This is a genomic window from Paucibacter sediminis (assembly GCF_030254645.1).
GTDB classification, from domain to species: Bacteria; Pseudomonadota; Gammaproteobacteria; order Burkholderiales; family Burkholderiaceae_C; genus Paucibacter_B; species Paucibacter_B sediminis.
Genome location: NZ_CP116346.1, coordinates 4,569,076 through 4,589,268, shown reverse-complemented (window position 1 = coordinate 4,589,268; position 20,193 = coordinate 4,569,076). Strand labels below are relative to the sequence as shown.

Sequence of the window (20,193 nt, the reverse complement as noted above, 5' to 3'; positions counted from 1 at the left end):
GCACGGAGTTCGCCATGGCTGATATCAACCCGACCTCGATGGCCCAGCAACTGGCCACCGCCTACACGCAATCGGCGCAGTCGCTGCTGGACGCCCAGAGCAAGAGCAGCAAGGCGACCGCGGCGGCGCTCAGCAAGCTGCAGGGCGCCCTGCAGGCCTTTGACGGCGCGCTGAAGAGCCTCTCCACCAAGCCCTCGCTGGCGCAGCTGAGCGCCACGCTGAGCAACCCAGCGATCGCCAACGCCAGCGTGTCGGCCAGCGCCAGCGCCGGCAGCTATCCGCTGTTCGTCGAGCAGACCGCCAGCAGCCAGCAGATCGCCTTCCAGGACCTGCCCGCGGTGCCAGTGGCGATGGGCGGCAGCATGGCGGTGCAGCTGGGCAATGGCGCCGCCTTCAATGTGGACCTGAACAGCGCCGACGCCGATGGCGACGGCACGCTCTCGCAGACCGAGATCGCACGCGCCATCAACCAGGCACCCAACAACGCCGGCCTGGTCACCGCGATGGTGATGACCGCCGGCGGCGTGACGCAGCTGATGCTGTCCTCGGGCGTGAGCGGTGCCGCGGGCGGCATCACGCTGGACACCAGCGGCCTGAACGCCGGCGACCTCAAGACCAAGCTCAGCGGCCCCAGCGTGGAACTGGCGCCGGCGCGCGATGCGGTGGTCTGGCTGGGCGCGCAGGGCAGCGGCGTGCGCATGCAGCAGAGCAGCAATAGCTTCACCGCCATCAGCGGGGTGACCCTGACCCTGCTGCAGGCCAACAAGCCCGGCGATGTGCCGGTGACGCTGAGCGTGGCCAAGGACGACGGCGCCACCACGGCGAATGTGAAGAGCTTCGTCGATGCCTGGAACGGGCTCGAGAAGACGCTCGACGAGCTGACCTCGGTGGGCAGCGCCAAGGACGGTGTGGCCGCGGCCGCCTTTGCCTCGGACTCCGGCGTGCGCGCGCTGCGCGACCGCCTGGGCAATCTGCTGCGCCAGAGCTATGGCGGCCTGAGCCTGCGCGAGCTGGGCATCAGCGTGGACCGCAACGGCGCGCTGGCGCTCGACAGCGCGCGGCTCAACAAGACCCTGGCGGCCACCCCCGATGCGCTGGACAAGGTGTTCGGCAGCGCCGCCGCCGGCGCGGCCAGCGGCCTGATGGGCGATCTGAGCAAGCAGGTCGACCAGTGGACCAATCTCGGCAGCGGCCAGATCAAGCAGCGCCAGAGCTCGGTGCAGAGCATGCAGAAGGCCATCGGCCAGCGCCAGGCGCGGCTGGACGCGCAGTACCAGCAGTCCTACCAGCGCTACCTCAAGCAATTCACGCAGCTGCAGAACCTGCAGTCCCAGCTGGGCGATACCAGCAGCATGTTGGCCGGCTTGAGCGTCTAGCTCCCGGCCTTCCAACCCCTTCCCAGACCATGAGCCACGACGCCTATCAAAGCTACCAGACCGTCCATCTGCATGCCCAGACCGCCCAGGCCTCGCCGGTGCAGCTGGTGCTGATCCTGATGGACGGCCTGCTGGACGAACTGGCGCGCGCACGCGCCCACATCGAGGCGCGCCGCTACGAACTGAAGGCGGCCAGCCTGGAGAAATGCGTCAGCATCATCAACGGCCTGTCCAGCGCGCTGGACCTGGACGCCGGCGGCGAGGTGGTGGGCAATCTGGCGCGCCTTTACGACTACTGCGCCGAGCGCCTCTACCGCGCCGGCGTGGCCCTGGACGTGGACGTGATCGACGAGGTGGTGCGCCTGCTGAGCCAGCTGCGCGGCGGCTGGCAAGGGGTGCAGGCGCGTCATGCCTAAGCCCATCGATCGACATCAGCAGTTGCTCGCGCTGAGCGCGCGCCTGGGCCAGGCCGGCGGCGAGCAGGACTGGCTGGCGCTGGCCCGCATCGACCGCGAGTTGGCCGGCCAGCTGGCGGCCTGGCAGGGCGACGCCGCATGGACGGCGGCCGAGCGCCAGGCCCTGGACGGCCTGCGCCTCCAGCATGGCCAGGCCAGCGCCCTGGTGCATGCCGAACTCGCCCGCCTGGGCCAGCTCTTGCAGCAACTCACCGAGAACCGCGGCCGCTGGACGGCGTACGCCGAAAGCGCCGACTGGGAGGAAACACAATCATGAAGCCCGTGAGCACGCGCACCGAGCTGCCGGCCGGCCCACCCTTGCCGGCCGCGGCTGCCCCGACCCAGGCCGCGCCGCTGGACGAGGCCGGCCAGCTGGCGCAGGACTTTGCCAGCGCGCTGGCTGCCATGGTGCCCGCTTTGCCCGTCTCGCCCGCCGCCCCCGAGCTGCAGGCCGACCCGGCCGGCGACCAGCTGCGTGCCGAGCTGCAGGCCTTGCTGCGCATGCTGCAGCAGGGCCCGGCCGGCGAACCGCCGGCCGCGGCCGATGCGGCCGCCAGCAGCGAGCGCGCGACCGAGGAACCCGCCACGCCGGCGCAGGACATGCCGGCGATGGACGGCCTGATGCTGGCGCTGTTGCCGAATGCTCAGCCGAGCGCTCAGCCGAGTGCCCCGCCGCCGGCCGAGCCAGCCAGCGCGCCGCCGGCGCATGCCTCCGCGATGCCGGAGGCCTCGCCGGCCATGGCCGTACCGACCGTGGCCGGCGCCGCGACCCTGCTGCAGCCCGCCATGCGGCCGGCCGCGCCCGCCACCGGCAGCGCGCCGGCACCGGCGCGCCAGCAGCCCGGCGTCGATGCCATTCCCCCGAGCGCCGGCCAGGCGCTGGCGGCGCGCTTTGCCGCCGTGCTGCAGGCCGCCGTGCCGGCCGCCAAGCTGGCGCAGGAGCCGGGCGCCAAGGCGGAGGCCAATGCGGCGCCCGCGCTTGACGCGAGTCTGGTCGCCAATGTGCAGGCCCCGGCGGCATGGGCCAAGCCCGCCGCGGCGGTGGCCGCACCGGCGGCCACGCTGGCGCTGCCGCAGGCCCTGCCCAGCCAGTGGCAGCAGCCGCTGCTGCTGGCCCTGGGCGACCGCCTGCAGCTGCAGATCGCGGCGCGCAGCGAACAGGCGGTGATACGCCTGGAGCCGCCGCTGCTGGGCCGGGTGGAGATCGCCATCCAGCAGCAGGGCGGCGAGTTGCAGGTGCGGCTGAGTGCCAGCCACCCCGAGGTGACGCGGCAGCTGCAGCACATCAGCGCCGAGCTGCGCCAGGAGCTGGCGCTGCGTCAGCCCGGTGAGGTGCAGGTGCAGGTCGCGCAGCGCGGCCTGGCCGAGCAGGACGCGCAGTCGGGGCGGCAGCAGCCTCAGGCCGAGGCCGAGGCTGCACAGCGCCCTGGCCGCGCCCTGCATGAGGGCGGCGACGCGCCCGAGACCGGCCCGCGCCCGTTCGCCCAGCGCCTGGGTGCCCAAATCCGCAAGGAGGACTGAGGATGTCCAAGATCAAGTTGATGCTGGCGCTGGCCCTGGCCGTGCTGCTGGCGGCCGGCAGCGCCGGTGGCGCGGTGTGGTGGAGCATGCGCGCGCCCCAGGCCAGCGCCAGCGAGCCGGTCGAGCCGCCGGCCAAGCCCGGCCCCGACTACAAATACGTCACGCTGGACAAGGTGCTGGTGATGCTGCGCGGCCGTGGCGGCGAGGCGATGGCGCATTACATGGCGGTGGACGTGGTGTTCAAGACCCTGCCCGAGCAGGAGAAGCGCACCAAGGAGCACCTGGCCCTGCTGCGCACCATCGCGGTGAAGGCGCTGGCCGGCTACAACATCGACAGCGCCAGCGCGCTCACCATCGAGCAGATCGCCGATGAGCTGAACCGCGCCTACCGCGAGGGCTATGGCGCCGAGCATCGCGAGCCGCCCTTTGCCGAAGCCCTGATCGGCAAGCTCATCATCGAGTGAGCGCAGCGCCATGCAGATGCAAGAAGCCTACGCCGAGCTGAACCAGGTGGCCCAAGCGGCCCTGGGTCCGGCCTACGAGCGCGACCAGCTGCGCCTGCATGCGCCCCTGGTCAAGCGCATCGTGCGCCAGCTCGGCAGCCAGGTCAGCGCCGCCATGGACCGCGAGGACATGGAGCAGGTGGGCCTGATGGGCTTGCTGGAGGCGCTGCGCCGCTACGGCCCGCCGGACGCGGGCTTTGCCGGCTTTGCCACGCTGCGCGTGCGCGGCGCCATCCTCGACGAGCTGCGCCGCCTCGACTGGCGGCCGCGCTCGGTGCGCCAGGACAGCCACAAGCTGCGCGATGCGCTGCGCGAGCTGCGCCGCCGCCTCGGCCACGAGCCCAGCGAGGCCGAGATCCTGCTGCATCTGAAGCTCAGCCCGCAGGACTACCAGGCCTATCTGCAGGCCGATGTGGCCGAGGAGATGGCGAGCTTCGACGAACTGGTGGAAGAGCTCAGCCACCTGCCCAGCGAGAGCCGTTCGCCGGAGGCGCTGCTGGTCGCGCGCCGCAGCATCGAGCAGGCGCTGGCGTGCCTGGACGAGCGCGAGCAGCGCGTCATTCAGCTCTATTACGAGTACGAGCTGAGCCTGAAGGAAATTGCCGCCGTGCTGGACCTCACCGAGGCCCGCGTGTCGCAGATCAACAAGGCCGCCCTGCTGAAGATGCGCACGCATCTGCAGCCGGCCTGAACGGAACACCCCACCATGCAGCCCTTCATCGGCATCCTCATCGTCCTGGCCTGTGTCTTCGGCGGCTTCATGCTGCACGGCGGCAACTTCGGCGTCATCTGGCAGCCGGTGGAGCTGCTCATCATCGTCGGCGCCGGCGTCGGCTCGGTGGTGCTGGGCAATCCGCGCCATGTGCTCGGCGAGATGCTGCTGCAGCTGCGCAAGGTGATGACGCGCCGCCGCCCCGGCGAGGAATTCCAGCGCCAGCTGCTGCTGCTGATGTACGAGCTGCTGCAGACCGCCGCCGGCGGCCTGAAGGCGCTGGACGCCCACGTCGAGGCGCCGCACGAGAGCGTGCTGTTCAAGCGTTATCCCCTCATCCTGGCCGAGCCCAAGCTGCTGCACTTCATCGTCGACAACTTCCGCCTCATGGCGATGGGCAAGATCAATGCGCATGAGCTGGAGGGCGTGCTGGAGCAGGAGCTGGAGGCCATCCACGAGGAGATGGCCCAGCCCGCCAAGTCCCTGCACAAGATCGCCGAGGCCATGCCCGGCTTCGGCATCCTGGCCGCGGTGCTGGGCATCGTGATGGCGATGAACACGGTGGCCGAGGGCGCCGGCACCGCCGAGATCGCGGTGATGGTGGCGGCCGCCATGGTGGGCACCTTCATCGGCATCTTCTTCTGCTACGCGGTGCTGGACCCGCTGGCCAACATGATGAAGCAGCTCGTCAACGAAGAGCTGCAGGCGCTGGAGTCGGTCAAGGTGGTGCTGGTCACCCATGTGTCGGGCAAGCCGGCGCTGCTGGCCATCGACGCCGGCCGCCGCCTTGTGCAGCTCAATATCAAGCCCAGCTTCGCCCTGCTGGAGAGCTGGATCAACCAGATGCAGAGCGCCGGCGATCCCGACGCCACGCCGCGCCGCCGCGCCACCGATCGCATGCCGGGGGAACGCCAGGGTGAGCGTCAAGGAGAGCGCCGTGCCGCCTAAGCTGAGCGCCGTCGACGCGCACCAGACCGTCGTCAAGCGCGTCTCGCGCAAGCAGGACGACGAGACCCATGGCGGTGCCTGGAAGGTCGCCTTCGCCGACTTCTGCCTGGCGCTGATGTGCCTGTTCCTGGTGCTGTGGCTGCTGGCCTCGCGCAATTCCGAGCGCATGCAGCAACTGCTCAAGACCGCCGGCGCCGACCTGATCGAGGAGGGCCAGGGCCTCAGCAGCTCGCTGGCCTCGGGCTCGCGCGGCAGCATGCTGGACCGCAACCCGGTGCCGGCGCATGGCGAGGTGCAAATGAAGGGCAAGTCCACGCAGAGCAGCAATACCGAGCAGCCCGATGCCGACCCGCGCCTGAGCAAATCGCGCTACGAGTCGGCCGCCGACATGCGCGAGCTCTCGCGGCTGATCGAGCGCATCGCCGCCGAGGTCGGCCTGGCCAGCAATCTGCACAGCGCGATCACGCCGCAAGGCCTGCGCCTGATGCTGCACGACACCGAGGCGCAGGGCATGTTCGAGCGCGGCAGCGCCAGCCCTAGCGCCCGCATGCGCGAGCTGCTGCGCAAGCTCGGGCCGCTGTTCGCGCGCATGGAGAACCAGCTCATCATCGTCGGCCATACCGACGCCACCGCCTTTGCCGACCGCAGCGCCGGCGCCTTCACCAATGTGGCGCTGTCCAACCAGCGCGCCATGAGCGCGCGCTACCAGCTGCTGGCCGGCGGCATGGCCGAGGAAACGGTGCTGCAGGTCAGCGGCATGGCCGATCGCGCCCTGCTGGATCCGGCCCATCCGCAGGCCGCCATCAACCGCCGCATCGAGCTGATGGTGCTGAGCAGCCAGCAGGCGCGCCAGCTCGGCGCCATGTACGGCATGCCGGCCGGCGGCCTGCAGGAGGCCGCCACGCCGGCGACCCTGCTGCAGCGCCTGCAAGGCCAGCTGGCGCCCTACCAGCCCGCCGCCCGAGTCACGCCATGAGAACCAACAAGTCCCGAGGTGATCGCATGAGAGTCACAGCATCCAACCATCCGCTCGGCGGCCCGGCCGAAAGCCAGCCGGCCGGCGCGCCGGCGCCGCTCGACCCGGTGGCCGCGCCCGCTGGCGCCGGCGCGGCCGCGGCGGCGCTGGTGTCCGACCTCATCCAGCCGGCCCAGCAGGCGCTGGCCGAGCTGCCCGAGATCGACCAGGCCAAGGTGGCGGCGCTGCGCGAGGCGCTGGCGCGCGGCGAGATCAGCTTCGACGCCGGCCGCCTGGCGGCCCTGATCCAGCGCTACCACGGGGGCCGCGGATGAACGGCACGCCGCACGAGGCCCTGCTGAACCTGCTGCGCGGCCTGCAGGCCGATCGCGCCGGCTATGCGGGCCTGCGCGGCCTGCTGGAGGCGCAGTTCCAGGGCGCGCTGCGCCACGATGCGGCGGCCCTGCTGAGCCTGGCCGAGCAGATCGGCGCCCAGGTGGGCGAGCTGGAGCAGCGCCGCGTCGAGCGCGGCGAGCTGCTGCTGCGCCTACTGGGGCGCGCGCAGCCGCCCAGCCTGGCGGCCCTGCTGCAGCGCCTGCCGGCCGGCCCGGGCGAGCGCCTGGCCGGCGTCTGGACCGAGCTGGAGCAGCAGATCCGCGACTGCAAGGCGCTCAACCAGCGCAACTGCACGCTCATCATCGAGCAGCATGGGCTGATGCAGCGCCTGCTGGGTCAGGAAGGGGAGCTCTATGCGCAGCCTTGAGCTCGGCGCCCTGGGGGCGCAGATCAGTGGCCAGATCGCCGCCGAAGCGGGTGTGCGCCCGAGCGCCTCCGGCGCGCAATTCAGCGCGCTGTTCCGCCAGCTGCAGGGCGAGGTGCAACAGTTCATCGAGCGCGGCGATGGCGCGAGCCCGGCCCAGGCCGGCGCGGCGCTGAGCCCGGAAGGCCGCTGGGGCCAGGCGCGTGCGCAAGCCGCCGCCGCGCGGCTCGAGGTGGAGGGCGCCGAGGCCGCCCAGGCGAGCCAGGCCGCGCTGCCGGCGGACGGCGCCGCCTTCGTGCAGCGCATCGTGCCGCATGCCCAGGCCGCGGCGGCGCGCCTGGGCGTGGCGCCCGAGGTGCTGGCGGCGCAGGCGGCGCTGGAGTCGGGCTGGGGCCAGCAGGCGATCCGCCGCGCCGATGGCAGCGACAGCCACAACCTCTTCGGCATCAAGGCCGGCGGCGGCTGGCGCGGCGAGGTGGCGCTCAGCGCCACCACCGAATACGAGCGGGGCCAGCCGGTGGCGCGCCAGGAGAAGTTCCGCAGCTATGCGGATGCCGGTGCCGCCTTCCGCGATCTGACCCAGCTGCTGCTGGACAACCCGCGCTACCGCGATGCCCTGCAGACCGGTGCGGACGCACGCGCCTACGGCCAGGCCCTGCAACGCGGCGGTTATGCCACCGATCCGGCCTATGCCGACAAGCTCACGCGCGTGGCCGCGCGCATCAAGGCGGGCCTATGAACGCGCGGCGGCAATCAGGGCTGGGGCGAGAGTTCGGCCGGTTCCACCAGGCCGGGGCCGAGCACGCGGGCGGCGATGACGCGGCCGGTGCTGGTGTTGCGCACCCGCACGGTTTCGTTGCGGTGGCCCGCCTCCAGCGCCTCGCCGCTGGCATGCACCTCGATGCCGCCGTTGCGCGCGACGATGCGCAGCGCCTCGCCGCGCTTGATCAGCAGGGGCTCGGCCAGCTGGCTGCGCAGCAGCGCCTGGCCGGCGCGCAGGCCGGCGCGCGGGCTCAAGCCCAGGGCCGCGGCCGGATCGGAGAGCGCCTCGCCCAGCTGCGTCAACGCGCGCCGCTCCAGGCGCAGATCGGCCTCGGCCAGCGGCCGGCCGGAGGGCAGGGCGGCGGCGGCCACCAGCACCTCGGCGCTGAGCTCGGCGCGCAGCACCAGCTCCTGTGCGGCCTGCTCGTCGCCGGGGCAGCGTGCCGCCAGGCGCAGGCGGCTGAGGAAGCGCGTGTCCAGCAGCTGCAGCTGCCAGCCGGCCGCGCAGCCGGGCACGCTCTTGGCCCTGGGCGGGGTCGCCACGCGCAGCTGCAGCTCGGGGGCCTGCAGGCCCTCGCGCTGCGCCTGCGCCAGCAGGCTCTGGCGCGCAAACGCCAGGGCCTGCGTGTCCAGGCTTTGCTGTGCCTGCGCCGCGCCGGCCAGCAGCGGCATGAAACCTATCACGAAGGAGCAAAGGAAGCGCATGAGCATTGATTTCAGCAAGGCGGTCGGTATCCACCCCGACGCGCTCCGACTGCGAGCCGAGAGAACCAAGATTCTGGCCTCCAACATCGCCAACGAAAGCACGCCCGGCTACCAGGCGCGCGATCTCGATTTTGCCGCCTCGCTGCGCCAGGCCCAGCAGGACGGCGGGGATGGACTGGCGCTGGACAGCGGCGCCGATGCACTCAAGTATCGCGTGCCCTTCCATCCGGCACAGGACGGCAACAGCGTCGAGCTGGGCGTGGAGCAGGCGGCGTTCGCACAGAACGCCTCCGACTTCCAGACCAGCCTGACTTTCCTGAACCTGCAACTGAAGGGGCTGGCCAAGGCAATCGCCGGCCAGTGACAAGCATGTCATTCAAACAGATCAGCCAGATCGCCGGCTCGGCCATGTCGGCCCAGACCGTGCGCATGAACACCATCGCCAGCAATCTGGCCAACGCGCAATCGGCCAGCGGCAACGAGGCCGACACCTACCGCGCCCGCAAGCCGGTGTTTGCCGCGCTCGCCGCCAGCGGCCAGGGCGAGCAGCAGCTGGCCGGCAGCCGCGTGCAGGTGCTGGACGTGGTGGAAAGCAGCGAGGCGCTGCGCAAGGTCTACGAGCCCGGCCATCCGCTCGCCAACGCGGAGGGCATGGTGTTCTATCCCAACGTCAACTCGGTGGCCGAGATGACCGACATGCTTTCGGCCTCGCGCGCCTTCGAGAGCAATGTCGAGGTGCTGGGCCGCGTCAAGTCCATGCAGCAGTCGCTGCTGCGCCTGGGGGAGGGCTGAGATGAGCAGCGCAGTCAGCAACAACACGAACGTCGCGGCCGGCAGTGCCGCCGGCGGCGAGGTGGCGGGCAATGGCGCCATGTCGAATCTGTTCACCACCTTGCTGGTGGCCCAGATCAAGAACCAGGACCCGCTCTCGCCGGCCGACCCCAGCGCCTTCGTCAACCAGCTCACCCAGCTGAGCCAGATGGAGGCCTTGCAGAAGCTCGCCAGCCAGGGCAGCAGCAACAGCGCCAGCCTGCAAAGCCTGCAGATGCTGGGCCTGGGCGCCCAGGTGGGCAGCCTGGTGCAGGCCAAGGTCGAGCAGCTGCACCTGGCGCAGGGCGCGGTGCAGACCAGCTTCAGCCTGCAGAGCCCGGCCGCCGAGGCCAGCCTGCTGCTCACCGGCAGCGATGGTCAGACGCAGCGCATTGCGCTGGGCAGCCGCCCGGCCGGCGAGTCCAGCTATCTGCTGGACCCCGTCAAGCTGGGCCTCAGCCCGGGCGACTACCGCCTGCGCATCGAGACCGACAGCAAGGAAGTCGCCCCGCTCGAGCTGGTGACCGAGCTGAGCCGCGTGAAGCTGGGCGCCGGCGGCAATGTGCTGCTGGCCCTGGGCACGCTGGCCGAGGTCGGCCCCGAGGCCATCACCCAATTCCGCGGCCGCGCCGCGACCCCCAGCCACTGAAAGGCCCACATCATGAGTTTTGAAATCGCACGCTCCGGCATCAATGCGGTGAATGGCAGCCTGGAAGCCATCAGCAACAACATCGCCAACGCCGGCACCTATGGCTTCAAGTCCAGCCGCGCCAACTTCTCCGCCATGGTGGCGGGCACGCAGGCGATCGGCGCCGAGGTCTCGTCCAGCACCCAGAGCATGGCCAAGGGCGGCGGCCTGCTGAGCACCGGCCGCGGCATGGACGCGATGATCCAGGGCCGCGGCTTCTTCGCGGTGCGCGACAGCGCGGGCCAGCAGGTCTACACCCGCGTGGGCATCTTCAGCGCCGACAAGGACGGCTATGTGGTCGACAGCCTGGGCCGCAGGGCGCAGGGTTACGCCGCGGTGCTGGACGCCGCCGGCAAGCCGGTGCCGGGCGCCGGCCTGGGCGCGTTGGGCGACCTCAAGGTGCCCACCGGCCAGATCGGTGCCGAGGCAAGCAAGAAGCTGGCCTTCAGCGGCAATCTCTCGGCCGACTGGAAGGTGCCGGGCGCACCCGGCCCGCTGCCGGCCTTCGACCCCACCGACCCCAAGACCTTCAACAGCTCGATCACCTCGGTGCTGTACGACTCGCTGGGCGCCAAGCACAGCGTGACGCAGTACTTCGTGAAGACCGCCGCCAACGCGGTGGATGTGCACTACAGCTTCGACGGCGCGGCGCCCACCGGCCCGCAGGCGCTCAGCTTCGACGTCAACGGCCAGCTCACCGCACCGCTGGCGCCGGTGCCCTATGGCGCCGCCCCGGCGGGCGCGGCCGCGCTCGCCATCACGATCGACTACAGCGGCACGACGCAGTTCGCCGGCGACACCACCACGCTCGGCAACGCCGCCGACGGCTATGCCGCCGGCACCCTCACCGGCACCTCGCTGGCCGAGGATGGCAGCGTGCTGGCCACCTACAGCAACGGCCTCAAGCAGACCGTGGGCACCGTGGCCCTGGCCACCTTTGCCAACGAGGACGCGCTCAAGGCCATCAGCGACACCAGCTGGGAGGCCAATGGCGCGACCGGCACGGCGCTGTTCTCGCGCCCCGGCTCGGCCACCGCCTCCAAGCTGAGCACCGGCGCGGTCGAGCAGTCCAATGTGGACATGACCGGCGAGTTGGTGAACCTGATGTCGGCCCAGCGCAATTACCAGGCCAATACCAAGGTGATCTCGGCCGAGAACGAGATGATGCAAACGCTCATGCAGGCCATCTGAGCATGGACGCTCTGATCTACACCGTCATGAGCGGCGCCGAGCGCGCCCTGCGTGCGCAACAGGTGCATGCCAACAACCTGGCCAATCTGGAGACGCCGGGCTTTCGCGGCAATGTCGAGCTGACCGGCCGCCAGCAGGTGGCCGGCTACGGCTATGCGGCCCGCCACATGAGCGAGCTGCAGGCCGACGCCGTCAGCGCCCGCCAGGGCACGCAGCGCGACACCGGGCGCGAGCTCGATGTGGCGGTGCAGGGCGAGGGGCTGTTCGCCGTGCAGTCGGGCGAGGGCGAGGCCTATACCCGCGCCGGCAACTTCAGCCTCAATGCCGAGGGCGGCCTGATGCTGGGCGAGCGTGCGGTGCTGGGCGATGGCGGGCCCATCGTGCTGCCGCCGCACAGCAAGCTGGCGATCGCCAAGGACGGCGTGATCTCCATCCTGGCCGCCGGCCAGACCGAGATGCAGCCGGTGGACCGGCTCAAGCTGGTCAAGCCCGCGATGGGCGAGCTGACCAAGAACGAGGCCGGCCTGCTGGTGCCGCGCCAGGGCGGCGAACTCGCCGCCGACACCACGGTGCAGCTGAACGCCGGCCACCTGGAATCCAGCAATGTCTCGGCGGTGGAGGAGATGGTCGCGACCATGAGCCTGAGTCGCGATTTCGAGCTGCAGATGAAGCTCTTCAAGGCGGCCGACAGCATGGCCGACGCGGGCAACCGATTGATGCGCGAGTGAGCGCAAGAAAGCCAAGGAGTACCCCATGAATCCAGCGATGTGGATCAGCAAGACCGGTGTGCAGGCGCAGGACGCCAAGCTCCAGGCCATTGCCAACAATCTCGCCAACGTCAACACGGTGGGCTTCAAGCGCGACCGCGTGATGTTCGAGGACCTGTTCTACCAGGTCGAGCGCCAGCCCGGCGCGGCGCGCGACGACAACAACGCCAGCCCGGCCGGCGTGCAGCTCGGCAACGGCACGCGCATGGTGGGCACGCAAAAGGTCTTCACCACCGGCAATCTGCAGACCACCGGCCAGTCGCTCGACGTGGCGGTGGTGGGCCAGGGCTTTCTGCAGGTGGACGGCCCGAACGGCCGGCCCGCCTACACGCGTGCCGGCCAGCTGCAGATCAATGCGGAGGGCAAGCTGGTGAATGCCCAGGGCCTGCGTCTGCAGCCCGAGATCAGCGTGCCGGCGAATGCCAGCGCCATCACGATCGGCGAGAACGGCATGGTCTCGGCCACGCTGGCCAACAACACCACGCCCACCGAGCTGGGCCAGCTCAAGCTGACCCACTTCGTCAACCCCGCCGGCCTGCTGGCGCTGGGCGACAACCTCTACCAGGAGACCAGCGCCAGCGGCGCGCCGGCCGAGGGCGTGCCCGGCGCCGATGGCCTGGGCAAGCTCAAGCAGGGCGCGCTGGAGGGCTCCAACGTGCAGGTGGTGGAGGAGATGGTGGACATGATCGCCGCGCAGCGCACCTATGAGATGAACACCAAGGTGCTGTCGGCGGCCGACAATATGCTGCAGTACCTGGCCCAGGCGGTGCGCTGATGAGCGCGCGCCTGCTAGCCGCCACCGCGGCCGTCCTGCTGAGCGCCTGCGCGGCGGTCCAGCCGCCGCCGCTGCCGCGCGGCGAGCTCGAGCCGCTGCCCCTGCAACCGCTGGCGCGGCCGGCGCGCGGCCAGGCCGGCGGCCTGTTCGTGAGCGAGCGCGCCGCCTCGCTGACCGCGGACAGCCGCCCCTTCCGCCCCGGCGATGTGCTGACCGTGGTGCTGCTGGAGACCACGCAGGCGAGCAAGCGCGCCGACACCCAGCTGGGCAAGACCAGCAGCGCCGGCCTGCAGACGGCGGCCAAGATCGGCAAGCTGGACCTGAGCGCCGGCGCGCAGCGCGATTTCAACGGCAGCGCCTCGAGCAGCCAGCAAAACACCTTGCAGGGCGCCATCACGGTGGTGGTGCACGAGGTGCTGGCCAATGGCCTGCTGCGCGTGCATGGCGACAAGAACCTCTACCTGAACCAGGGCGAGGAAATCATCCGCGTGAGCGGCTATGTGCGCGCCGCCGACGTCGACAGTGACAACCGCGTGTCCTCGCAGCGCCTGGCCAATGCCCGCATCCTCTACAGCGGCCAGGGCACGCTGGCCGACAGCAACACCCCCGGCTGGCTGACGCGCTTCTTCAACAGCCCGCTGATGCCTCTTTGATCGAGAGCAGCCATGAACAAAACCTGGATCTCCGGCCTCATCCTGGGCAGCCTGCTGGCGCTCGTTCAGCCCGTGCAGGCGGCGCGGCTGCTGCGCCAGCTGGTGAGCGTGGAAGGCATGCGTGACAACCAGCTGATCGGCTACGGCCTGGTGGTCGGCCTGAACGGCAGCGGCGACAGCAGCCAGGTCAAGTACTCGGGCCAGTCGGTGCAGAACCTGCTCAAGCAGTTCGGCGTCAAGCTGCCCGAGAAGACCGACTCCAAGTCGCGCAATGTCGCCACCGTGATGGTCAGCGCGGTGTTCCCCAGCGGCTACCGGCGCGGCCAGTCCATCGACGTGACGGTGTCCTCGCTGGGCGATGCCAAGAGCCTGCGCGGCGGCGTGCTGCTGCTGAGCCAGCTCTACGGCGCCGACGGCGAGGTCTATGCCCTGGCCCAGGGCAATCTGGTGGTGGGGGGGCTGAGCGCCCAGGGCGCCAGCGGCTCCAGCGTCACCGTCAACACGCCCACCGCCGGCCGCATCCCCAACGGCGCCAGCATCGAGCGCGAGATCGAGACCGATTTCGACAGCCGCGAGCAGGTGCATCTGAGCCTCAAGCGCCCCAGCTTCCAGACCTCCACCGCCATCGTGCAGGCCATCAACAAGCGCTTCGGCGCGATTGCCAGCACGCGCGACGCCACCAGTGTGGCGGTGCAGGCGCCCGCCGACCCGACCGAGCGCGTCGCCTTCATGGCGGGCCTCGAGCAGCTGGAGGTGGAGCAGGGCCGCGAGAACCCCAAGGTGATCTTCAACTCGCGCACCGGCACGGTGGTGATCGCCGAGGGCGTGCGGGTGCGGCCGGCGGCGGTCTCGCATGGCTCGCTCAAGGTGGTGATCAGCGAGAGTTCGCAGGTCAGCCAGCCCAATGCCTTCGGCCGCGGCGACACCAAGGTCACGCCGCAATCGCGCGTGGCGGTGGAGCAGGGCTCGGGCCGCATGTTCCGCTGGCCGGTCGGGGTGAGCCTGCAGACCATCGTCGACACCATCAACAGCATCGGCGCTAACCCGGACGACATCATGGCCATCCTGCAGGCCCTGGACCAGGCCGGCGCGATCGAAGGCGAACTGCAGGTGATCTGATGCCCATCCAGCTCCATCCCGATGCCCAGCCCGGCGCCGCCGGCGACGACGCGCTGCTGCGCGCCAAGGCCGGCCAGGCGGCCGAGAAGTTCGAGGCCTTCTTCATCAAGCAGATGCTCAGCCAGATGCGTGCGGCCACGCGCGAGCTGGCCGACGAGGGCAGCGTGTTCAAGAACCGCGTCAACCAGGACATGCAGGACCTGGCCGATGGCCTGGTGGCCGACAGCATGGCGCAGCAGCGCGCCTTCGGCATTGCCGACGTGATCCTCAAGCAGCTGCTGCCGGCCGATTTAAGTGCCGGGCCCAAGGCGTCGCCTTGAGCTCCTGAAGCCCACCTAGCGAGCGAGTCCGCCATGTCCATGATCTACAACGCCCTCTCGGGTGCCCAGGCGGCCCAGGCCGCGCTGAGCGGCGCCAGCCAGAACATCGCCAATGCGATGACGCCGGGCTACTCGCGCCAGGGCGTGCTGCTGAGCTCGGTGCAGCCGCAGCGCGCCGGCACGACCGAGGCCGGCAGCGGCGTGGCGGTGTCGGCGCTGCTGCGCTTCAGCGACGGCTACAAGAACCTGCAGCTCTGGCAGGCCAGTGCCAACCTCGGCCAGGCCAACAGCACGCAGGCCTATTTCAACCAGCTCGAGCAGGTGATGTCGGACGACACCTCCAACATCAACAAGGGCTTGGACGATTTCTTTGCCGCGCTCAACGCCGCCAGCGTGCAACCCGATTCGGGCCCGCTGCGCGAGCAGGTGCTGACCGCCGCCGACGGCCTGGTGAAGCGCTTCGGCAGCCTGCAGCGCCTGCTGGACAACCAGCGCAACGCGGTGATCGAGCAGCGCGGCGCGGCGCTCGACCAGATCAACAGCATCAGCCGCGACATCGCCCTGCTCAACGCGCAGATCGCCGCCAGCCGCGGCAGCAATATCAACGCCGCCGGCCTGCTGGACGCGCGCGACCTCAAGACCGATGCGCTGGCGGCCCTGGTGGGCGTGCAGGTGGTGGACCTGCCGGACGGCACGCGCAGCGTCTCGCTGAAGAACGGCCAGCCGCTGGTGGCCGCCAGCGATGCGGCGCAGCTGAGCCAGGACGCCAGCGGCATGCGGCTGCAGTTCGCCAACACCGCCTTCAAGGTGCTGGGCCATGGCCTGGGCGGCCAGCTGGGCGGGCTGGACGATTTCGAGCAGCAGCTGCTCAAGCCGCTGGCCCAGAACATCGCCGAGCTGGCGCAGGGCGTGGCCGGCCAGTTCAACACCCAGCTGCGGGCCGGCTTCCAGCCCGACGGCACGCCCGGCGTGGACCTGTTCGTCTATGGCGCGTCCGGCCTGAGCCTGAGCGGCATCGGCGCCGGCCAGCTGGCCTTCTCGAGCACGGCGGCAGCCAGCAGCGCGGCCGGCGACAGCCGCAATCTGGCCGCCCTGATCGGGCTGAAGGGCCAGAGCATCAACCTCACCGCCTTCGACACCGCGGGCCAGGCCCTGGTCGCGCCGGTGGCGGTGGTGCTGGGCGATGTCTATACCCAGCTGGTGGGCCGGCTGGGCGTGAGCAGCCAGCAGAACCAGGCGGCGCAGAAGACCGCGCAGACGGTGCACGACCAGGCGCAGGAGAACTGGAAGTCCACCAGCGGCGTCAACAGCGATGAAGAGGCGATCAACCTGATGCAGTTCAAGCAGATGTACGAGGCGAACATGAAAGTGATCGCGGTGGCCAACCAGCTGTTCGACAGCACGCTGGCGATGGTCGGCTGAAGCGGAGAAGCAAGATGCGCATTGCCAGCAATCAATACCACCAGACCATGAGCAGCGCGCTGCAGGCGGCCAATACCGGCCTCAGCACCGTGATGCAGCAGATGGCCTCCGGCCAGCGCGTCATGAAGCCCTCGGACGACACCATCGCCACCATCCGACTGGCGCGCATGGCGCGCGAGGGCGCGGCGCTGCACCAGTACCGCGACAACATCAGCGGCCTGCGCACGCGCCTGCAGACCAACGAGGTGACGCTGGACGGCATGAAGCAGGACCTGCTGCTGGCGCGCGATCTGATGGTCTGGGCCGCCGACGGCACCAACACCAGCGCCGACCTGCAGGCCATGTCGGGCTCGCTGGCGGCGCTGCGCGACAGCCTGTTCTTCACCATCAACAGCAAGAACGCCGAGGGTCGCTATCTGTTCTCGGGCACCGCCACGATGGTGCCGACGGTGGAGCTGACCGGGGTGGTGCCGGGGGCGCGCTACAGCAGCGGCGTGGGCATCAACACCGTCACCCAGGACGTGGCGGTGGGCGACGGCGTGAGCCTGGCGGCAAATGTCAGCGTCGCCGGCATCACCGCCTTTCTGAACCAGCTGGACGACACCGTGGCCAAGCTGGGCGCCGGCAATGCCAGCACCGCCAGCGCGCAGCTGAGCGGCATCGACCAGATGTTGTCCACCATCGCCGGCCAGATCGGCGCCCTGGGCGGGCGCCAGACCGTGCTGCAGACGCTGGAAGACAACCACGACGCGGTGACGCTGTCGAACCAGCAGGCCAGCATCAGCCTGGGCCAGCTGGACTATGGCGAGGCGGCGGTGCGCCTGAACAGCTACACCCAGGCGGTGCAGGCGACGCAGAAGGCCTATGCCCGCGTCAGCAGCCTGAGCCTGTTCGACGCACTCTGAGGCCGGACCCTTGAGCAGCATCCCCGCACTCGCAGCGCCGCGCGCCAGCGGCGAAGGGCCGGGCCGCGCCGCAGCGGCGCCGCTGGCCGGCCCGGCGCTGGCGCGCGAGCTCGTGGCCGCGAGCCGCCAGCCCGCCGCCGCCAGCGCCAGCGAGGGCAGCGGCGGCCGCACGCTACGCCCGGCCAGCCCCTACCGCGAGCCCGGCCTGCAGCAGCGCGTCGCGGCCTACCAGCAGGGGCTGGACCATGTCGACGGCCTGCTGGCGCAGCTGCAGCGCTTCAAGGCCGATCTGCTGGCCCAGGCCGAGCCGGCCGCCCTGCAGCGGCGGTTGCAAGACCTGACCCTGGCCTGGCAGCAGCGCCCGCAGGCCGGCGTGCTGGACGCACAGCTGCGCCTGGTGGAGCCCGGCCAGGCGCGCCAGCGCTTTGCGATCCGCGGCCTGGATCTGGCCTCGCTGCGCGACGATGGCCCGGAGACCCTGCGGCTGGCGCTGCCCGGCCGTGCCGCCACCATCAATGTGCCGATCGACCCCGCCGCGGGCCCGCAGGCGCAGCTGCGCCGCATCGACCAGCTGCTCGCGCCCGCCGGCGTGCGCGTGTCGGCCCCGGGCGGCGAGCTGCAGTTCAGCGTCGCCGAGGCCGCCTGGCCGGTGCTGCGCGAGGGCCTCAGCCTGAGGGGCGACGGCCGGCGCTTTCCCAGCGGGCAGCTGGTGCGGGCGCGCCTGGAGCCACTGGGCGAGGCGCTGCAGCCGGCGCAATGGCGGCTGGATGGTGCGGCCGCACAGCGCGAGACCCTGGCTCGGCTGGCCCAGGCCCAGCTGCAGCTGCAGCAGGCGCGGGCGGGTTTGTCTGAGCGCGTCGCCGGCCTGCAGCCGGTGGCGGGCCAGGCCGAGGAACGGGCCAGCGCCGCCGCGATGCAGGGCCTGGCCGCCGGCTTTGCTGCCGAACATGGCGACGCCGCCAAGCCGATGGACTACGAGACCTACGCGGCGCTGGCGCCGGCGCTCAAGGGCCTGCGCCGCGAATGCGTGCAGCAGCTGCTGGGGGACTAGGGCCTGTTAACGCTACGCCAATGGGCCGCGTTGTCGGCCAGAAAGGCCGCAGGCAAGGCGCAAGCCGCAGCCGGGTTGGACACCCGGCGAGGATTTGCAACGCGGCCTGCGGTCTTTCTGGCCACAACCCTGCGGGAAGGCTCGTCTCGGCGGGCCAAGCGTCGTTGCAACGCTGGCCCGCACGCGAGTGCGGGCGGCGCGCTGCGCCTAGCCTGGCCCGCCGAGGCGAGCCTTCGCGGCCCATCGGCGTAGCGTTAACAGGCCCTAAGCCCGGCGCTGCCGCCGCTCAGTGCCGCTTGTACTGGGTGGCGCCGAACAGCATCTCGCGCGCCTTGTCGTCCATCAAGGGCTTGCGCTGCTGGGCCAGCACCTCGACGCCGCGCTGCACCGCCGGGCGCGAGGCGATCTCGTCGAACCAGCCCTTCAGGTGCGGATAGTCCTTCAGTTCCACGCCCTGGTTCTTCCAGGAGCGCAGCCAGGGAAAGACGGCGATGTCGGCAATGCTGTAGTCCTTGCCGCCGATGTAGCGGCTGGAGGCCAGGCGCTTGTTGATGACGCCGTACAGGCGCTTGGCCTCGTTGGTGTAGCGCTCGATCGCGTACGCGATCTTCTCGGGCGCATAGATGCGGAAGTGGTGGGCCTGGCCCAGCATGGGGCCGACGCTGCCCATCTGGAACATCAGCCATTGCAGCACCTCGTACTTGCCGCGCGTGTCGGCGGGCAGCAGCTTGCCGGTCTTGCCGGCCAGGTAGAGCAGGATGGCGCCGGATTCGAACAGCGAGATCGGTGCGGCATCGGGGCCCTGCGGGTCGATGATGGCGGGGATCTTGTTGTTGGGGCTGATGGTGAGGAACTTGGTGTCGAACTGGGCTCCCGTGCCAATGTCCACGGGGATCACCCGATAGGGCAGCGCGCATTCTTCCAACATGATGTGAACCTTGTGGCCGTTGGGCGTGGCCCATGAATACACTTCGATCATTCGGTCGCTCCATCCTGCACTGGTGATGGTTCTCACGCTGTCATCGCATTGTCACGTCTCATGGTAATTAAGCAAGTCAAGCAATGGTTTGTGGCTCGTGCCAACGCGGCGCGCTGGAAGCCCATCGCCGAATGGGCCGAGGGCCGCGGCGGTGGGCTGCGCCATTCGCGCGACGGCGAGGGCTTCGTGCTCGAGTTCCCGCGCGCCTTGCCCGGGCCCCTGCGCATCGAGTGGGGCCCGTCGCAGCGCGGCTATCTGCCGGGCCATGAGCTGCGCATGCGCTGCGAGCTGCGCCTGAGCGGCGATCTGCAGATGATGGTGCTGTGCCGCCAGCTGATGGAGACGCTGGAGAAGACCGTCTTCGAGGCCTATACCGACACGCTCAAGACCCGCGTCGACACCGACACGCCGGAGGAGATGCGCTGGCTGGTGATGTTCCCCAAGTTCAATGGCTTCACCTCCAAACTGGTGCGCCAGCGCTTCGGCGCCCTGGGCGTGACGCGCGAACTGCCGGCCGCCTGGCTGGAGGGCGAGTTGAACGAGGCGCTGGCCCAGGCCAGTCAGGACCTGCTGCCCGACGAGCGGCCCTTCGTGATGATGAGCCTGCGCGGCAACCTCTATTTGCGCACCACCATGGCCGAGGCCTCGCTGCCGCAGATCCAGTCGCTGGTGAAGCTGCTGGAGGTGGCCTGCCACGCGGCCCAGCGCGTCAATCTGCGCCTCAGCGAGGGCGGGCCCTGGCCCACCACCACCTCGGTGGCCTGGCAGAGCCAGACGCCCGAGGACGAGCCGCCGCTGGCGCGGCCGGCTCACTGA

General features: G+C 70.5%; 26 protein-coding genes. 24 read left to right on the top strand and 2 right to left on the bottom strand.

From position 1 onward, the window contains the following. Positions 1–14 precede the first annotated feature (14 nt). Genes fliD through flgJ form a run of 11 tightly spaced genes read left to right on the top strand, consistent with a single transcriptional unit; the run spans position 15 to position 7,969 of the window. Positions 15–1,376, top strand: a complete 1,362-nt coding sequence (fliD, locus tag PFX98_RS21270) for a flagellar filament capping protein FliD (RefSeq protein WP_285232482.1) — start codon at positions 15–17, stop codon at positions 1,374–1,376. Between the two features lie 29 nt (positions 1,377–1,405). Next, the gene (fliS, locus tag PFX98_RS21265; RefSeq protein ID WP_285232481.1) at positions 1,406–1,792 is read left to right on the top strand and encodes a flagellar export chaperone FliS; all 387 of its coding nucleotides are present in this window, start codon (positions 1,406–1,408) and stop codon (positions 1,790–1,792) included. Next, the gene (locus PFX98_RS21260; protein WP_285232480.1) at positions 1,785–2,108 is read left to right on the top strand and encodes a hypothetical protein; all 324 of its coding nucleotides are present in this window, start codon (positions 1,785–1,787) and stop codon (positions 2,106–2,108) included. The genes fliS and PFX98_RS21260 overlap by 8 nt, the downstream gene beginning before the upstream one ends. Then, complete coding sequence (locus tag PFX98_RS21255) at positions 2,105–3,352, top strand: flagellar hook-length control protein FliK (protein ID WP_285232479.1); 1,248 nt, start codon at positions 2,105–2,107, stop codon at positions 3,350–3,352. Before PFX98_RS21260 ends, PFX98_RS21255 begins: the two co-directional genes overlap by 4 nt. A gap of 2 nt (positions 3,353–3,354) precedes the next feature. Continuing rightward, a complete protein-coding gene (locus PFX98_RS21250; protein WP_285232478.1) occupies positions 3,355–3,816 on the top strand; it encodes a flagellar basal body-associated FliL family protein in 462 nt (153 codons plus the stop codon). A 16-nt stretch (positions 3,817–3,832) separates the two neighbouring features. Next, positions 3,833–4,546, top strand: a complete 714-nt coding sequence (locus PFX98_RS21245; RefSeq protein WP_285235663.1) for a FliA/WhiG family RNA polymerase sigma factor — start codon at positions 3,833–3,835, stop codon at positions 4,544–4,546. A gap of 15 nt (positions 4,547–4,561) precedes the next feature. Beyond that, positions 4,562–5,515 (top strand): flagellar motor stator protein MotA, encoded by a 954-nt coding sequence (gene motA, locus PFX98_RS21240; protein ID WP_285232477.1) that lies wholly within the window; start codon positions 4,562–4,564, stop codon positions 5,513–5,515. Next, a complete protein-coding gene (locus tag PFX98_RS21235) occupies positions 5,505–6,491 on the top strand; it encodes a flagellar motor protein MotB (RefSeq protein WP_285232476.1) in 987 nt (328 codons plus the stop codon). The genes motA and PFX98_RS21235 overlap by 11 nt, the downstream gene beginning before the upstream one ends. Positions 6,492–6,517: 26 nt before the next feature. Beyond that, positions 6,518–6,805: a flagellar biosynthesis anti-sigma factor FlgM gene (flgM, locus tag PFX98_RS21230; RefSeq protein WP_285232475.1), complete on the top strand. Its 288-nt coding sequence runs from the start codon at positions 6,518–6,520 to the stop codon at positions 6,803–6,805. After that, on the top strand, positions 6,802–7,233 hold the full coding sequence (gene flgN, locus PFX98_RS21225) for a flagellar export chaperone FlgN (protein WP_285232474.1): 432 nt from the start codon (positions 6,802–6,804) through the stop codon (positions 7,231–7,233). Before flgM ends, flgN begins: the two co-directional genes overlap by 4 nt. Beyond that, positions 7,220–7,969, top strand: coding sequence for a flagellar assembly peptidoglycan hydrolase FlgJ (gene flgJ, locus PFX98_RS21220; RefSeq protein WP_285232473.1), 750 nt, complete (start codon positions 7,220–7,222; stop codon positions 7,967–7,969). The genes flgN and flgJ overlap by 14 nt, the downstream gene beginning before the upstream one ends. A gap of 14 nt (positions 7,970–7,983) precedes the next feature. Here flgJ and flgA read toward each other — a convergent pair whose 3' ends face one another. Further along, entirely contained in the window at positions 7,984–8,697 is a 714-nt protein-coding gene (flgA, locus tag PFX98_RS21215) for a flagellar basal body P-ring formation chaperone FlgA (RefSeq protein ID WP_285232472.1), read from the bottom strand. On the opposite strand from flgA, the gene flgB reads away from it, so the two are divergent. The 12 genes from flgB to PFX98_RS21155 are packed head-to-tail and all read left to right on the top strand — an operon-like array spanning position 8,696 to position 18,398. Next, the gene (gene flgB, locus PFX98_RS21210; protein WP_285232471.1) at positions 8,696–9,061 is read left to right on the top strand and encodes a flagellar basal body rod protein FlgB; all 366 of its coding nucleotides are present in this window, start codon (positions 8,696–8,698) and stop codon (positions 9,059–9,061) included. The two genes, flgA and flgB, sit on opposite strands and share 2 nt — an antisense overlap. 5 nt (positions 9,062–9,066) lie before the next feature. Next, entirely contained in the window at positions 9,067–9,489 is a 423-nt protein-coding gene (gene flgC / locus PFX98_RS21205) for a flagellar basal body rod protein FlgC (protein WP_285232470.1), read from the top strand. Position 9,490: 1 nt separating this feature from the next. Then, positions 9,491–10,156, top strand: a complete 666-nt coding sequence (locus PFX98_RS21200; protein WP_285232469.1) for a flagellar hook capping FlgD N-terminal domain-containing protein — start codon at positions 9,491–9,493, stop codon at positions 10,154–10,156. A 12-nt stretch (positions 10,157–10,168) separates the two neighbouring features. Further along, the gene (locus PFX98_RS21195) at positions 10,169–11,386 is read left to right on the top strand and encodes a flagellar hook protein FlgE (protein WP_285232468.1); all 1,218 of its coding nucleotides are present in this window, start codon (positions 10,169–10,171) and stop codon (positions 11,384–11,386) included. A gap of 2 nt (positions 11,387–11,388) precedes the next feature. Beyond that, a complete protein-coding gene (locus tag PFX98_RS21190) occupies positions 11,389–12,114 on the top strand; it encodes a flagellar basal body rod protein FlgF (RefSeq protein ID WP_285232467.1) in 726 nt (241 codons plus the stop codon). A gap of 25 nt (positions 12,115–12,139) precedes the next feature. Continuing rightward, entirely contained in the window at positions 12,140–12,928 is a 789-nt protein-coding gene (gene flgG / locus PFX98_RS21185; protein ID WP_285232466.1) for a flagellar basal-body rod protein FlgG, read from the top strand. Next, positions 12,928–13,581: a flagellar basal body L-ring protein FlgH gene (flgH, locus tag PFX98_RS21180; protein WP_285232465.1), complete on the top strand. Its 654-nt coding sequence runs from the start codon at positions 12,928–12,930 to the stop codon at positions 13,579–13,581. Before flgG ends, flgH begins: the two co-directional genes overlap by 1 nt. A gap of 12 nt (positions 13,582–13,593) precedes the next feature. Continuing rightward, positions 13,594–14,700: a flagellar basal body P-ring protein FlgI gene (locus tag PFX98_RS21175; protein ID WP_285232464.1), complete on the top strand. Its 1,107-nt coding sequence runs from the start codon at positions 13,594–13,596 to the stop codon at positions 14,698–14,700. Continuing rightward, the gene (locus PFX98_RS21170) at positions 14,700–15,020 is read left to right on the top strand and encodes a rod-binding protein (RefSeq protein ID WP_285232463.1); all 321 of its coding nucleotides are present in this window, start codon (positions 14,700–14,702) and stop codon (positions 15,018–15,020) included. The genes PFX98_RS21175 and PFX98_RS21170 overlap by 1 nt, the downstream gene beginning before the upstream one ends. Positions 15,021–15,053: 33 nt before the next feature. After that, on the top strand, positions 15,054–16,442 hold the full coding sequence (gene flgK / locus PFX98_RS21165) for a flagellar hook-associated protein FlgK (RefSeq protein WP_285232462.1): 1,389 nt from the start codon (positions 15,054–15,056) through the stop codon (positions 16,440–16,442). 14 nt (positions 16,443–16,456) lie between these two features. Then, positions 16,457–17,347 (top strand): flagellin N-terminal helical domain-containing protein, encoded by an 891-nt coding sequence (locus PFX98_RS21160; protein ID WP_285232461.1) that lies wholly within the window; start codon positions 16,457–16,459, stop codon positions 17,345–17,347. A gap of 10 nt (positions 17,348–17,357) precedes the next feature. After that, positions 17,358–18,398 (top strand): hypothetical protein, encoded by a 1,041-nt coding sequence (locus tag PFX98_RS21155; protein WP_285232460.1) that lies wholly within the window; start codon positions 17,358–17,360, stop codon positions 18,396–18,398. A 286-nt stretch (positions 18,399–18,684) separates the two neighbouring features. Here the strand turns inward: PFX98_RS21155 and PFX98_RS21150 are convergent, their stop codons facing one another. Continuing rightward, the gene (locus tag PFX98_RS21150) at positions 18,685–19,377 is read right to left on the bottom strand and encodes a glutathione binding-like protein (RefSeq protein WP_285232459.1); all 693 of its coding nucleotides are present in this window, start codon (positions 19,375–19,377) and stop codon (positions 18,685–18,687) included. Positions 19,378–19,437: 60 nt separating this feature from the next. Between PFX98_RS21150 and PFX98_RS21145 the strand changes: the two genes are divergently transcribed. Then, the gene (locus tag PFX98_RS21145; RefSeq protein ID WP_285232458.1) at positions 19,438–20,193 is read left to right on the top strand and encodes a hypothetical protein; all 756 of its coding nucleotides are present in this window, start codon (positions 19,438–19,440) and stop codon (positions 20,191–20,193) included.